General features: G+C 61.9%; 12 protein-coding genes, 2 tRNA genes and 1 other RNA gene. 12 read left to right on the top strand and 3 right to left on the bottom strand.

The annotated features are described in order from the left end of the window. The first annotated feature begins 375 nt into the window (after nucleotides 1-375). The 12 genes from VEK15_30095 to VEK15_30040 all read left to right on the top strand — a co-directional run bounded on the left by VEK15_30095 (nucleotide 376) and on the right by VEK15_30040 (nucleotide 11,180). Nucleotides 376-1,035 carry a TetR/AcrR family transcriptional regulator gene (locus VEK15_30095; protein ID HXV64985.1) on the top strand — a complete coding sequence of 220 codons (660 nt, stop codon included), beginning with the start codon at nucleotides 376-378 and terminating at the stop codon, nucleotides 1,033-1,035. Continuing rightward, a complete protein-coding gene (locus VEK15_30090; GenBank protein HXV64984.1) occupies nucleotides 1,032-2,453 on the top strand; it encodes a TolC family protein in 1,422 nt (473 codons plus the stop codon). Before VEK15_30095 ends, VEK15_30090 begins: the two co-directional genes overlap by 4 nt. Continuing rightward, entirely contained in the window at nucleotides 2,450-3,505 is a 1,056-nt protein-coding gene (locus VEK15_30085; protein ID HXV64983.1) for an efflux RND transporter periplasmic adaptor subunit, read from the top strand. The genes VEK15_30090 and VEK15_30085 overlap by 4 nt, the downstream gene beginning before the upstream one ends. After that, nucleotides 3,505-6,933 carry an efflux RND transporter permease subunit gene (locus VEK15_30080; protein ID HXV64982.1) on the top strand — a complete coding sequence of 1,143 codons (3,429 nt, stop codon included), beginning with the start codon at nucleotides 3,505-3,507 and terminating at the stop codon, nucleotides 6,931-6,933. Before VEK15_30085 ends, VEK15_30080 begins: the two co-directional genes overlap by 1 nt. Nucleotides 6,934-6,956: 23 nt before the next feature. Continuing rightward, nucleotides 6,957-7,046 (top strand) — tRNA-Ser (locus VEK15_30075). A 51-nt stretch (nucleotides 7,047-7,097) separates the two neighbouring features. Then, an RNA gene (gene ffs, locus VEK15_30070) (signal recognition particle sRNA small type) lies at nucleotides 7,098-7,195 on the top strand. Between the two features lie 63 nt (nucleotides 7,196-7,258). Continuing rightward, nucleotides 7,259-8,872: a DNA polymerase III subunit gamma/tau gene (gene dnaX / locus VEK15_30065; GenBank protein HXV64981.1), complete on the top strand. Its 1,614-nt coding sequence runs from the start codon at nucleotides 7,259-7,261 to the stop codon at nucleotides 8,870-8,872. A gap of 22 nt (nucleotides 8,873-8,894) precedes the next feature. Next, nucleotides 8,895-9,191 carry a YbaB/EbfC family nucleoid-associated protein gene (locus VEK15_30060; GenBank protein HXV64980.1) on the top strand — a complete coding sequence of 99 codons (297 nt, stop codon included), beginning with the start codon at nucleotides 8,895-8,897 and terminating at the stop codon, nucleotides 9,189-9,191. After that, nucleotides 9,188-9,787 (top strand): recombination mediator RecR, encoded by a 600-nt coding sequence (gene recR / locus VEK15_30055; GenBank protein HXV64979.1) that lies wholly within the window; start codon nucleotides 9,188-9,190, stop codon nucleotides 9,785-9,787. Before VEK15_30060 ends, recR begins: the two co-directional genes overlap by 4 nt. 116 nt (nucleotides 9,788-9,903) lie before the next feature. Continuing rightward, entirely contained in the window at nucleotides 9,904-10,404 is a 501-nt protein-coding gene (locus tag VEK15_30050; protein HXV64978.1) for a roadblock/LC7 domain-containing protein, read from the top strand. An 8-nt stretch (nucleotides 10,405-10,412) separates the two neighbouring features. After that, complete coding sequence (locus VEK15_30045) at nucleotides 10,413-11,033, top strand: ADP-ribosylation factor-like protein (GenBank protein ID HXV64977.1); 621 nt, start codon at nucleotides 10,413-10,415, stop codon at nucleotides 11,031-11,033. A 72-nt stretch (nucleotides 11,034-11,105) separates the two neighbouring features. Next, nucleotides 11,106-11,180, top strand: a tRNA-Asn gene (locus VEK15_30040). Nucleotides 11,181-11,223: 43 nt separating this feature from the next. Here the strand turns inward: VEK15_30040 and VEK15_30035 are convergent. From VEK15_30035 to VEK15_30025, 3 genes are all read right to left on the bottom strand, one after another. Then, entirely contained in the window at nucleotides 11,224-11,742 is a 519-nt protein-coding gene (locus VEK15_30035; protein HXV64976.1) for a transglutaminase-like domain-containing protein, read from the bottom strand. A 251-nt stretch (nucleotides 11,743-11,993) separates the two neighbouring features. After that, complete coding sequence (locus VEK15_30030) at nucleotides 11,994-13,349, bottom strand: sigma 54-interacting transcriptional regulator (protein ID HXV64975.1); 1,356 nt, start codon at nucleotides 13,347-13,349, stop codon at nucleotides 11,994-11,996. A 246-nt stretch (nucleotides 13,350-13,595) separates the two neighbouring features. Then, nucleotides 13,596-14,289: hypothetical protein (locus VEK15_30025; protein ID HXV64974.1), on the bottom strand; the 694-nt coding region annotated here is incomplete at its 5' end.

Genomic DNA, 14,289 nt, shown 5'->3' with positions numbered 1-14,289 from the left:
GTTCGCGCCAATCGGAACACTTCGGATTGAGGAAGGTTCAGGAAAATCGCGAGCTCACCCACGGTCAGAAACTTCAGCTTCCACCGCGAGTCCCTGTTGTTTCGGACGTTCGGCTCGACGAAAGCCATGAGCTCCTCCCTGAGAGAGAGACCACCCCTGAAGTATCAGAATTCTTTGGGTTAGGAATCTTCTAACACAGAAGGAATGCCTTGTCAAAATGGATCCGGGGCTTCCGCGCGAAGCGACCACCCTTGGTGGCGCGGCGGGAGGCCTGCCAAAGTCCGTGCCGATGAAATCGAATTTTTTGCGTGCTTCCTGAACAGTTGTTAAGATCGGTAGGCACACGTTTAAATACTCGTTAAGTAATTGACAACAATGACTTTATTGAAAGAAATCGAGGCGGCCAATCCCTCGGCGGACCGAGAGACCGTTTCGGCCATCGAGAGGCTGATCTTGAAGTACGCGATGCGCAGCTTCGGTCGCCGGGGTTACGCAGCGACCAGCCTGCGGAACATCGCTGCCGAGGCCAAGGTCACGGCCCCGATGGTCAGCTATTACTTCGAAAGCAAGGAGGGCTTGTTTCTCCGCGTCGCCGAGATCGTGATGGCGTCCGTCGAGCGAAATGTCGTGCGCGCGCTCCAACAACCCCAGCCATTTCACCGTGCGATCGAGTCCATCGTGAGCGCCCACGTTCGCCTCGCTCAGGAGTCACCCGCCGCGGTCGAGTTCATGCTCTCGATGCTCTATGGCCCAAGGGAAGGTCAGCCCGAGCCCGATCTCGACAGGATGTACCGGACGACCCGCGGGCACATCGTGGCAACTTTCGAACGGGGCATCGCTGCGGGAGAGTTTCTCCCACGCACCGGAGTCGGCGTGAACTTCCTGGTAGAGCAACTCGTAAGCCTCATTCACGAGCACGCAATCCGAAACTTCCGTGCCGAGCGGGCATGCCGAGCCAATCCCGTGTCCGTGGAGATGGCGCTCGAGCATTTCTTTTTCGGAGCGGGCACGCTGGTCAAGGAATCGACACCATGATTTCCGCGAAAATCGCCGCGTCCACGGCGTTCATAATCGTTCTGGCCTCCTCGTCTGCGGGCGATGACTCGCAAGAGGGTCTCCTGCGCTTCACACTCCCTCAGGCGGTGGAGGTCGCGCTAGCCTTGAATCCGGAGGTTCTCGGCGAACGGGAGAAGACGGAAGAGTTCTCCTCACTGGTCAGCGAAGCGAGGGCCGAGGCGTTACCCGAGCTCAATCTCGCTCTGGGTTACCGGCAAAACCGGGACCCTGGCCTTCGCAACAGCCCGTTTTTCGCCAGACTTCTCGAGGGTCCCGACCCGATTCCCGCCGAATCTCTGAGCTCGTTCTTTTTCACGAACTACATCTGGAATTTCGAAGTATCGCAGCCCGTGTACACGTTCGGCCGCGTGTCCAACGCGATGAACGCGGCAAAGCAGGAGAGGACCGGCGTCAACCTCGACGTGAACGGGGTCGAAAACCGAATCTCCTACGACGTCGTGCGCGCCTGCTACGGGTTTCTTCTCGCCCAGCAAAGCCTGGCCGTCCTCGAGACCGAGCGGACGTCTCGGGAACGTCAGCTCGCGCAGGTCGAGGCCCGATTCGAGCTCGGCGATGCGACCCGGCTCGATGCGCTCCGCGCTCGCGTTACCCTCGCCAATCTCGCACCGGAGATCCTGGCGGCGGAGAACAACCTTCAAATCGCCGAAGCTTCGGTCAACAACACGCTGGGGCGACCCGTCGACGCGCCGTTCGAGATCGTGGCCGAGCTTTCCCTCGGCGACGCCGTGCCTTCCATCCTTCGGCCCGAGGCGCTTCTGGAGCTTGCCGGCGAGCACCGACCCGAGCTCAGGCGTTTCGCGGTCGACCGGCAAGTGCTGGATTCTCGCATCGGCGTGACCCGTTCCGAGCTGAGGCCGCAAATCAGGGCGAATGCCGGTTTTGGCGTGAACACTTTCGCCGATCAGAACGTCACCAATCTAGCCCTGCATACTTGGGTCGTCGGGGTCTCGATGGACTGGAAGCTTTTCGACGGCTTTCGCACCCGCTCGCAGGTCGGAGCCTTGCGCTCGCAGATTACCCAGAACGAGCACGACGAGCACGCGTTTCGCAATGAGCTCTCGGTGCAGTTGAAGGAAGCCCATGGAACGTGGCTTCGAGCGCTCGAGGCGTTGGAGGTGACGACGCTTGCCGTGGAAGGGGCTCGCGAGGCCGAAAGGGTGGCCGAAGAATCCTTGAAATGGGGTGCGGCGACGACGCTCGACGTCATCCAGTCCACCCTGGCATTGCGACAAGCCGAGCTGAACCAGATGACCGCTTCCCACGACGCCCTCGTCGCGCTCGCCGAAATGAAATACCTCGTCGGGTTCCGCGCCGACTCGCCCCACTCGGTGATCGAAGCTCCGTCGAGCGTCGCCTCGGCAGAAAGGGACCCGTGACCGCAAGACACAAGGTTTTCGTTCTCGCGTTGATAACCGCCATCCTGTCGGGTTGCGACGAGGCGCCGGTCGAGCCCGTGAATGTCGTCCCGCCCGAGGCGCCCCCGATCAACGTGCATGTCACCAAGCTAGCGGCGAGCGCGCTCGAAGACAGGCTTCATCTGGCGGGGCGGCTCGAGCCCTGGGTCGAAGTCGAGGTCTCGACCGAGCTCGGAGGCACGGTTCAGCAAGTGGAGTTCGAGAAGGGGCGCAGAGTGAGAGAAGGACAGGTGCTTGCCCGTGTAGGAACCGACCTCCTCGACGCCGCTCTGGCCGAAGCCGATGCCGAGTTCCAGGCCGCCGAAGCCGATTTCAACAAGACGACCGAGCTCTTCAGCCGTCAGGCCGTGCCGCGACAGGACCTCATCGAGGCGACCTCCTTGTTCAAGCGCGCCGAGGCGCGGGTCGCCCAGGCGAAGCTTCGAGTCGAGCGCTCGATCATTCGAGCGCCGGTGTCCGGTGTCGCCGTGAGTCGTGAAGTCGAGCCGGGCGAAGTCATCGCTCCCGGCTCCCGTATCACCGTCTTACACCAGGTCGACAAGCTCAAGGCCGTCGCTGGCATTCCCGAGAACGATATCGTCTATTTCTCCAGCGGAAGCGGCGCCGCGATCGAGATCGACGCCTATCCTGCTCGCGAGTTCCGGGGGCGGATTTTCTTCCTCGGGCCCGCAGCAACGGGGCAGAATCGAACCTTCCCCATCGAGGTCGAGGTCGACAACAAGACCGCGGAGCTCAGGCCGGGCATGATCGTGCGCCTGTCTCTCGTCCGCCGTGTCTTCGAGGAAGCGATCGTCGTCCCCCGCGACGCCGTTCTCGAGCGGGACGAGGGTAGCGTGGCTTTCGTGTTGGATGGCGAGCGCGCCCGCGAACGTCCGGTCACGACGGGCCCGAGCGAATCGGGGAAGATCGTCGTTGTCGAAGGACTGTCGGTGGGCGAAGAGCTCATCGTAAGAGGCCACCGTAATCTCATCGACGGTCAGAGAGTCCGGGTCGTGGACGGGGGCGAGCTCTGATGCGATTGACCGATTACAGCATCCACCATCGGTTGACGGTCTACGTCCTGACCGTCCTCATTGCCGTCGCCGGAGTGACCTCGTACGTTTCGCTCCCCCGTGAGTCCTTCCCCGAGGTCCAGATCCCTCTCATTTTCGTCTATACGGTCTACCCCGGCGTCAGCCCGGCGGACATCGAGACCTTGATCACCCGGCCGATCGAAACCGAGATCAAGGCGATCTCGGGCATCAAGGAGATCCGTTCCACGAGCGCCGAGGGGATCTCGACGATTCAGGTCGAGTTCAATCCCGAGGTCGATATCGATACTGCGATTCAGAAAGTGCGGGAGAAGGTGGACTTAGCGAAACCGGACCTTCCTCCCGAAGCCGAGGACCCGCGCATCCAGGACGTGGATGTTTCGCAGATCCCGATCCTGATCGTGGGCCTTTCGGGCCAGGTCGGGCTGGTGCGTCTCACCGACATCGCCAAGGACCTGAAAGACGACCTCGAGGCGATCCCGGGCGTCAATCGCGTTCAGATCATTGGTGGAAAGAACCGCGAAGTGCACGTCTACGTCGATCCGAGGCGGCTCGACTTCTACGAGCTGAGCCTCTCCGACGTGGTCGTCTCGGTCGCGCGCGAGAATCTCAACGTTCCCGGGGGCGAGGTGGAGGTCGGGGGGCTGAAGTATCTGGTGCGACTGCCCGCCGAGGTCGAAGACCCGCAGGAGATCGAGGATTTCGTCCTCGAGGTCCGGGATGGACAACCGATCTACGTGCGCGACCTCGCGCGCGTCGAGTACGGTTTCGAGGAAGAGAGCACGTTGTCCCGGGTGGATCAAGACGCCTCGGTGACGCTCACGGTCGAGAAGCGTACCGGAGTGAACCTCATCGCAGTGGCCGATGAAGTCAAGGCAGAGCTGCAGCGCCTCGAGGGGACCTTCCCGGCGGGAACCGTGGTCACGATCCTGGGAGACCAGTCGAAGCAGATACGGCTCATGGTCGAGGAGCTGGAGAACAACATCATCTCCGGACTGATACTCGTCGTCGCGGTTCTCATGGCCTTTCTGGGCTTCCGCAACTCGGCTTTCGTCGCCGTCGCCATTCCCCTGTCGATGCTCATCTCCTTCGTCGTGGTGCAAGCGCTGGGATACACGCTGAACATGATCGTGCTCTTCAGCTTGATCCTGGTTCTGGGAATGCTCGTCGACAATGCCATCGTGATCGTGGAGAACATCTACCGGCACCGCGAGGAAGGAGAGGACGGCGTGGGCGCGGCCTCGCGAGGTACTCGGGAGGTTGCCATGCCGGTGATCGCTTCGACGATCACGACACTTTGTGCATTCGCTCCGATGCTGATCTGGCCTGGCATCGTCGGCGACTTCATGTCTTACCTTCCCATCACGCTCATGATCGGGCTCACGGCTTCACTCGTGGTTGCCTTCGTGTTCAATCCGACCCTTTGCGCCTATTTCATGCCCGATCCGAAGCGACAGGTCTCGACCAAGACTCGGAGGGAAGGCACCTTCATGGCGCGCTACCACCGCCTTCTGACGTGGTTGCTCGAGCCCGCATCCGACGAAGGGTCGCGGAGCTGGTTTCTTCGTAACTGGGCGCTTCCGCTCGCTTTCGTTTCGTTCGCGCTCCTGGGAACGTTCCTCGCGCTCGGGGCCATGCTCGTGGAGACCCAGAGTCCGACCATCTTCGCCGTCGTCGGCGCGCTCATGGGGTTGGGCGCGGGGTTCTTCCTGCTCCAGGGAATCATCTGGCTCCTCTGGAGCCTTGCGCGACGCGCGGCGCGGTCTCTTCCTCCCTACGTCACCGATCGCCGATCGGGAACGATCTGGGTGATGGGCGCCCTGCTGGCGTTCACATTCGTCGCCTATGCCTTCCTGGGACAAGGTGTGGAGTTCTTTCCCGAGATCGAGCCGAGGCAGATCCTGGTGGACGTCGAAGCCCCCAGCGGAGCCACGCTCGAAACGTCCAACGCCATCGTGCGCGAGATCGAGTCCCGCACGATGGACACCAAGGATGCGGTCCACCTGGTGGCCAACGTGGGATCCAAGGGCATCAGCATCGAGGGGGGTGACGCGCTCGGCGGCGGGAGCGGCGGGGTCTCGAACACCAGTCGGATCACGCTCGATCTCCTGGACCGGGAGTTTCGCCAGCAGAGCTCCTTCGTCACTTTGAACGAGGTGCGTGAAGCCGTCTCGAACCTCGCCGGCGCCGAGATCAAGGTCGACAAGCCAGCCGAGGGCCCCCAGGTGGGAAAAGCCGTCACCATCAGGGTCATTGGCGACGACTTTCGCGTCCTGGCCAGGCTGGCCCAGGACATCAAGGAGCGCATTCGTGGCGTGCCTGGCCTGGTGAATCTCGACGACGATCTGGATCGAGGCAAGCCCGAGCTCCGGGTGCACGTCGACCGAATCGAGGCGATGCTCGCCGGTGTGAGCACCGAGGACATCGCCACCACGGTGCAAACCGCCGTCCGCGGCACCGACGCGTCGAAGTACCGAATCGGCGAGGACGAGTACGACATCGTCGTTAGGCTGGCACCCGAAGCGCGCCGGTCGCTGGACGACGTCTCTAATCTGACCGTGCCCGACGAGGACGGGGTTCCCATCCCGATGCGCTCCGTCGTGCGACTCGAGCCGGGCGTCGGTCCCGCGGCGATCCAGCGCGTCGATCTGAAGCGGGTCGTCACCGTGGACGGTGACGTGGTTCGTGCCCAGGGAAGGACGGAGGACTCCGTCCGGCAAGAAGTCGCCGAGAGACTCCAAGAGATAGAATTCCCCTCGGGCTACCGCTGGACTTTCGCGGGATCGAACCAGGAAGAAGCGGAATCGCAGGCGTTTCTGCAGCGCGCCTTCGTGATCGCGGTCCTCCTCATCGTCCTCGTGCTGGTGACGCAGTTCGACTCGCTCGTGCTTCCGTTCACGATCATGGTCTCGGTCGTGCTGTCCCTGATCGGCGTTCTGTGGGGTCTCATCGTGACCGCCACTCCTTTTGGAATCATCATGACCGGGATCGGCGTCATCTCCCTGGCGGGCATCGTCGTCAACAACGCCATCGTCCTCTGCGACTTCATCCAGCAGCTCCGCGCGGGTGGCGTCGAAAAGACGGAGGCTGTGATCCGTGCGGGAATGATCCGCCTCCGCCCCGTTCTTCTGACCGCGGTAACGACGATTCTCGGCCTCGTACCTCTCACGATGGGGATCAACCTGGATTTCTTCAAGAGGACCCTGACGATTGGTGGCGAGACCTCACAATGGTGGGGTCCCATGGGCGTCGCCGTCATCTTCGGGCTGACGGTCGCCACCGTCCTGACGCTCGTCGTCGTTCCCGTTACCTATCACAGCCTCGATTCGCTCTCGACCGCCCTCGCGGGGCTGCCAGAAAAGCGGCGCGCGAAGGAGCGGTCGGGCGCCGTCGCCGAGAGCGCGGTATAATTCCCCGTCTCCGAAGCAGAGCTGGAGGGGTGCAAGAGTGGCTTATTTGGCTAGCCCGGAAAGCTGGTGTACCGGTAACGGTACCGTGGGTTCGAATCCCACCCCCTCCGCCAGCCCGTGCCCGCCATGCCAGCCATTCCGGAGAAGAGGTTTCGTGTCCTGCGGTTCAGGTCCTGTGCGAGTCGAGCTTGTTAACCCCGTCAGGCCCGGAAGGGAGCAGCGGTAGCAGGTACTCGACTGTGCCGCAGATCGCCTGAGCCGCGGGGCTCCACCCCCTCTTCGGGCTACGGCGGGGTCGAAGGACAGTGATGAGAAAGATAGCCCCATGACGTACGAGGTATTGGCACTCAAGTACCGGCCGGCGGTCTTCGAGGACCTCATCGGCCAGGAGGCCATCTGCCGCACGCTGACGAATGCCATTCAAAAGGGCCGGGTCGCTCACGCGTTCTTGTTCGCCGGCGTCCGCGGGGTTGGCAAGACGACGACCGCACGCATTCTGGCCAAAGCGCTCAACTGCCAAAGCGGCCCGACGGTGCGCCCTTGCGGGAAGTGCGACGCTTGCCGAGAGATCGCGGCGGGTCGATCCATGGACGTTCTCGAGATCGACGGAGCCTCTCACACCAAAGTGGAGGAGTTTCGCGAGCTTCTCGAGACGGTGCCCTACGCTCCGTCTAGGGACAAGCATAAAATCTATATCATCGACGAAGTGCACATGCTGAGCACGCATTCCTTCAATGCGCTCCTGAAGACGCTCGAGGAGCCACCGCCGCACGTCAAGTTCATTTTCGCGACTACCGAGCAACACAAGATTCCCGACACCATACGTTCGCGGTGCCAGGAGTTCGAGTTCCGTACCGTCGCCCCTTCCGAGATCGCGGCTCAACTACAGAAGATCGCCGACGCCGAAGGAATGGAAATCGACGACGCCGCCATCGCCGCGATCGCCCGGGTGGCCTCGGGAAGCCTGAGGGACGGGATATCCGCCCTCGACCAGGTGAGCGCGGCGAGCGGCAAACGAATCGGAGAGCGGGACGTCACCGAGCTTCTCGGCCTCATCGAGCGCGACGTGCTCCGAGAGACCCTGGAGGCCATCATCGCCCGCGACACCGGCGCGATACTAAAGACGGTGGATCGGATCGTGAGCGGCGGCAGGGATCTTCGCTATTTCACTTCCGCTCTCATGCAGTACATCAGAGACGTTCTCGTTACCCGAGTCGCCCCCGACGCCGACGAGCTGCTCGAAGTACCGAGCGAGCGTCCCGAGCTCGAATCGCTCGCCGGATCGCTCACCGAAGAGGATCTCGTGAGAAGCCTTCACGTGCTCGCCGAGGCCGAGCTGGCACTTCGAAGCTCGCCCGAGCCCCGATTCCACCTCGAGATCGCCCTTCTCAAGCTCTCGCAGCTCGGTCGACTGGCCAGCTTCGAGGAGCTTCTCCAACGCTTCGAGAGTCTCGTTTCCGGCAATACTCCCCCGGTCGCGAGTAACGAGCCTCGAGAGACTTCCGAGCCGAGCCCCCAAGCTCCCTCCCGTCCTTCGGCGAAGGCCGGGGACGCCGAGACCGACCCGGTGAAACCGCTCGTCGACAAGCTCAAGACATCGAAGCCGATGCTTCATGCCCTCGTGTCACGCCACGAGCGGGCCGAGCTCGAGGACGGCCGGCTGCGTCTCGTCTATGCGGCGGATCAGAGGGTCATCGCGGAACAACTCGACGAGCGGGAGATGCGGGCCCTTCTCGCAACGCAGCTTTCGCAGCTCGTGGGACGAGACATCGCCGTCGTCGTCGAGATCGACGATCCGCGGAAGCCGGATCCCCTGTCGCCCGATCGGGCACCCGATCGCGACGCGGTGCGAAGCCAGGCGGAAGACGATCCGCTCGTGCAACGCTTCGTCGAGACTTTCCAGGGCGAGGTGGAAGACGTGCTCCCCGGGGTCGAATGAAACGAAGCGAAGGAGCTGAGACATGAAACTCACCCAGATCATGAAGCAGGCAAAAGTCCTGCAAGAGAAGCTCAAGCAACAGCTCGACGCCATCGCCGTCGAGGCCGCCGCCGGCGGTGGGATGGTAAAAGTGAAGATGAATGGCAACAAGGTGGTCACCGGGGTGACCATCGACGCCGAGGTCGTGAACAAGGACGACATCGAGATGCTCCAGGATCTGGTGACCGCGGCGGTCAACGAGGCAGCGAGGAAAGTGGACGAAGCGGCTCAGCGGGAGCTCGGATCCATGGCGGGCAATCTCCCCGGGCTCTTCACGTGAGGGACTACCCCGAGCCCGTCTCTCGACTCATCGCCGAGCTCAAGGCGCTTCCAGGGATCGGCGTCAAGTCGGCGCAGCGCATCGCCTTTCACAGCCTGCGAGCGAGCAGCGACGAGGCCCAACATCTAGCGAGGGCAGTCCTCGACGTCAAAGAGAAGATAGCGACCTGTTCGATATGCAACAACATCACCGACGGGGACCCCTGTTTCTTCTGCTCCAGCCCGGAGCGAAACGGCAAGCTCTTGTGTGTGGTCGAAGAACCGCCGAACGTCGTGACGATCGAGAAGACCCACGAGTTCAAGGGCCGGTATCACGTGTTGATGGGCAGCCTCTCGCCTCTCCAGGGGATCGGACCCGAGGAGCTGAAGATCAAGGGCCTCCTGGCCCGGCTTCAAAATGGCGAGGTCGAAGAGGTGATCCTCGCAACGAATCCCAACGTGGAGGGTGAGGCCACCGCGATTTACGTCTCGAAGCTCATCAAACCCCTCGGAGTCCGGGTGACCCGCATCGCCATGGGCATCCCCGTCGGCAGCGACCTCGACTACGCCGACGAAGTGACGGTGGGTAAAGCCTTAGAGGGCCGCCGCGAGTACTGACCCAGGCCACGCGACGCTTGCCAATTGGCCCTCTTTTCGCTATATCTATAACGTAAACAAAGCCCGCAGCCCCATCCCTTTGCGCGTGTAGGTCTCGGACGGGGGAAATCAGAGTCATGGCGACCACTGATGTGGTGATGTATGACGAGGAGTTCAATCAGATCAAGACGATTCTGAGCAAGCTCCGCACCGACGCCAACGCTAAGCTCGTGTTCCTGGTGGACAAGAACGGGCAGCAGATCGCCGCCCACGGCAACATCGACAATCTAGACACCACGTCGCTTGCTTCGTTGACGGCGGGCAACGTCGCGGCGACGGACGCTCTCGCCAAGCTCATCGGCGAGAAAGAGTTCTCGGTACTCTTTCACGAAGGCGAGCGGGACAACATTCATATTTCTATCGTCGGGCTTCGCGTGATTCTCGTGGTCATTTTCGACGAACGGTCGTCTCTCGGCCTGGTCAGACTGCGGGTGAAAAAGGCAGCTCAGGACTTGAACGGCGTCTTCGACACCATCATGCACAAGGTCGAAGCCGAAAAGGCGTCCTCGGGTGCCGGTTTCGAGTCACCGTTCGCCGAGATCACCGACGAGGACATCGACAGCTTGTTCAGCGAGTAAGACGGCGAATGACTTTCATCAATTACGCATCACGAGAGATCAACTGCAAGATCGTCTACTACGGCCCTGGATTGTGCGGGAAGACGACCAACCTGCAGTTCATCTACGAAAAGACGAATCCGAACGCCAAGGGCAAATTGATCTCGCTGGCGACCGAGACCGATCGGACCTTGTTCTTCGATTTTCTCCCTCTCGAGCTCGGAAACGTCCGCGGGTTCAAGACTCGCTTCCACCTCTACACCGTGCCGGGGCAGGTCTTCTACGACGCCTCGCGCAAACTCATCCTCAAAGGTGTCGACGGCGTCATATTCGTTGCGGATTCCCAGCGTGAGCGCATGGACGCGAACGTGGAAAGCCTGAGGAACCTGGAGCAGAATCTCAAAGCGCAGGGCTACGACATCCGTACGATTCCCTACGTTCTTCAGCTCAACAAGCGAGACCTTCCGAGCGCGGTGCCGGTGGAGGAAATGAAGTCGAAGCTCTGTATCGACACCGAGCCCGTGCTCGAAGCGATCGCCGCCTCGGAGGACGGGTTCGGAGTGTTCGATACCCTGAAAGCGGTCGCCAAGCTCGTGCTACAAGAGCTGACGAGGGGAACCGACAGCAGCAGCCGAAGTTCAGGAGGCTGAAGCCGCGCTCGTTCTCCTGTTCAGGTCGTACGGGCTGGAAGCGTGCTATAATTCCGGGCTTCGCGCCCCCGGTCCCCGGTAGCTCAATGGTGGAGCGGCGGACTGTTAATCCGTAGGCTGTAGGTTCGAATCCTACCCGGGGAGCCAACCTACGCGGACTCGACGGTTTCACGCATTCCGCCGGCGCGCCCTACGATTCGCTGAACGCGCTCTCCACGGTCATATGCCATTTCGACGGATCGCACCGGACCCACTTGTTGCCGAGCTGCACCGCGCAAAACACGTGGGAGGACCCATCGGGGAACGGGTGGAACACGGGACTTGCGAGCCGACCGAAGCAGTCTTTGGCTTCCACCTTCAGGAGATGGAATCCCGACGGGATATTGAGAGACCGCAACAACGCGACCAGGAGGTTGGCTCGGTTGGAACACGAGCCGGCTTTGCTGTTCAACGTGTCGGAAGCGGCTTGCGGGTACGGCGGGATCCGGTAGCCGATCCGGTCCCTGACCCAATTCGAGAGCACGGCCACTCTTTCCGCGTCACTCGAGCAATCCTTGGTCAGCTCGAGGGCTATCGCCCGAATCAGGGGATGGTCCGAATCGCAGAACGCGCTCGGGGCCAGATAACTCCGGTCGCTCCCGTTGCTTTCCTCACTTTCGCCGCAAAACGTCTCGTCCGGGACGGTCGCTAGATAGCTAGAGCTGCTCATCTTGTCTCCTCCCCGGCCGCTAGATTGTCCCCCGATGATTCGACGTCTGACACGGCCGCCACTTTCATCACGCTTCCTTCCAAGTAGCAAATGCCTATACACGATCAATGCCAAGGTTCGCGGTCGTAACAGTCCTCGCAAAACGTCGATGTTCCTGGGTGATACCCGACGGGTCGAGCGTGGGTAACTTACGCCTGTTGCGCCGCAGGCATCAGGTCTCCGTCAATCTGTAGCGTGCGACGCAACAGTCGTCACCGCAGCCCGCTGCGGCAGAGGAGGCGATGGAAATGAGCGCGGTCGACCCTCGCCAAACGGGCCGCCGCACTCACGTTATCGTCGGTTTTCCGCAGCAGCGCTTCCAGATACCGTTTCTCGAACCACTGGAGCCACAATTGGCGGGCGGCGCTCAGCGGCCGCTCGACATCGATTGGGGGTGGGTTATCGGCTTCCTGTTCGTCGACGGGAGGAGCGAGCGTGCCCAACAAGGCGCACCTTTCGAGGTAGTTGCGGAGCTCGCGGACATTCCCCGGCCAGGTGTGCCTCGCCAAGTCTTCGAAGAATTCCGAGGTTCGAAACTCCTCGAATACACTGGAATCCTCAGTTTCGAAGCTTCCGAGGATTTCTCCTACTAGCAAAGGGATATCCTCCGTGCGCTTGCGCAGGGGCGGCAGGACGAGCTCGACCACCGCGAGCCGGTAGAAGAGATCGGACCGAAATCGCTGAGCGTTCACTTCCTCGCGCAGATTGCGGTTCGTGGCGGCGATGATCCGGACGTCGACGGGGATCTGCTGGTTGCTGCCCAGGCGCTGGACCGCGCGCTGCTCGAGCACGCGCAGGAGCTTGGGTTGGAGATCGAGGCTCAATTCCGCGACCTCATCCAGAAACAGCGTGCCACCGGAAGCGGTCTCGACGGCGCCGACATGGTCCCGGTCGGCTCCGGTGAAAGCGCCGCGCTGGTAGCCGAACAGCTGGCTCTCCAGGAGGTTTGCAGGTATCGCGGCACAATCCACGACGACGAAGGGGCCTTCGGACCGGCCACTCTTGAAATGAACGGATTCTGCGGCGAGATCCTTGCCGGTACCCGTCTCACCCCGTAGAAGCAGCGTTGCGTTGCTCTTGGCCGCGAGCTCGAGCACCGCGAAGGCCTCCCGCATCACGAGAGAGTGTCCCACCATCGATCCGAAGCGCACTCGTGTCGAAAGTGGGACGAGAACCGGCTCGGATCTGAGCTCGAACCGGAGCTTAGTCTGTCCCAGCTTCAGCGTCGCACCATCGTGGAGCCAGCACACCAATACCTTGGTTCCATCGACGAACGTCCCGTTTCGGCTCTTGAGATCGCGAACGACGACCTGATCCCCCTCGATCTCGAGCTCGCAATGGAAACGTGAGACCGTGGGGTCCTTCAATACGAAATCCGCCGAGGGGTATTTGCCCAGGACCGTGCGCGGCCGGGAGGAGGTAAACGTGAGTCCGGAGGAAGGTCCGTCGAGGACGCGGAGTCGAAACTGGCGAATGGGTGCCCGGCCAGGAAGTGCGCCCTTTAGCCCTAATGTTTCGGTCTCGCTCTCGGACGGGGAAGCACCCGAGGCCTCGTCTTTCTGCGACATGGGTTGTCTCCCTTCACTCGGCGACACTGAAGGAAGTCCAGCCGGAGACTTCTCTCGAGTACTCAATGCCGTGGCGGGACCCGTAATCGATCGAGCCGCCCCGGCTCGAGCTGCTTACGGCGCGGCAGGCGCGCCGGGCTCGCTCCGCTCGCGCAGGGTGGGCTGAGTTTTCTTCATCACCCTGCTTGTATCTTCGCGAATGCGCGCCGGGTCGTCAAACCGCAGGGCGTCGGAGCGGCCGAACCTTCAAGATGCGCGTCGCATGTACGCGCGCGCCAGCCCGATGGTGCCTCCGAGCGAGAGCGCGATCGGCGCGGCCACCAGCAACCAGCCGGGATAGTTGGGCCAGTAAACCGCGGAGAGGGCGCTGGGATCGACGGCGTAGGCCTCGAGAAGCCCCAGATACACCCAGTAGCCTGGAAGCCAGGCGGCAACGAGCTGCCATGGGAGTGGCGCGACGAAAACCAGGGCGGGCAAGAGCAGACTGATGCTAACGAGCTTGTTGACCGCGAGCCCCTCGACCTTGTTGGTTGCGAGAACACCGAGAACGAGCATTACGACCGGCGCCAGGAGGGAGCCCGCCACGAGCATCCACGAGAATGCAACCGGATCGGCGATCGGATAGCCGTACACCATCGCCGCGGCCAGGCCCACGACACTGGACAAGATGGTCGAAGCCGCAACCAGGTACAGGAACAGCGTCGACTGTCGCAGGGGAAGCACGCGCAGCAGAAGCCACGTTCCCTGTTCCCTCTCTTCGATCAGAGCGAAGCCGAGCACGGTACCGAGAAGAATGCTGCCGAATTGGACGATGGCGGGAGCGAGGTAAAGGCCGAGGTCGGCGACCGGCACGAAGGAAACTAGAAGCCTCATCACCAACGCCAGGATCAAAGCGTAGAGGGGCAAAAACACGAGCAAGCTGTCTCGGTAGACGATCCGA

It is taken from the genome of Vicinamibacteria bacterium, assembly GCA_035620555.1.
Classification (GTDB): Bacteria; Acidobacteriota; Vicinamibacteria; order Marinacidobacterales; family SMYC01; genus DASPGQ01.
Note: the sequence above shows the minus strand (reverse complement) of the source record. Positions and strands in the feature narration are given on the sequence as shown.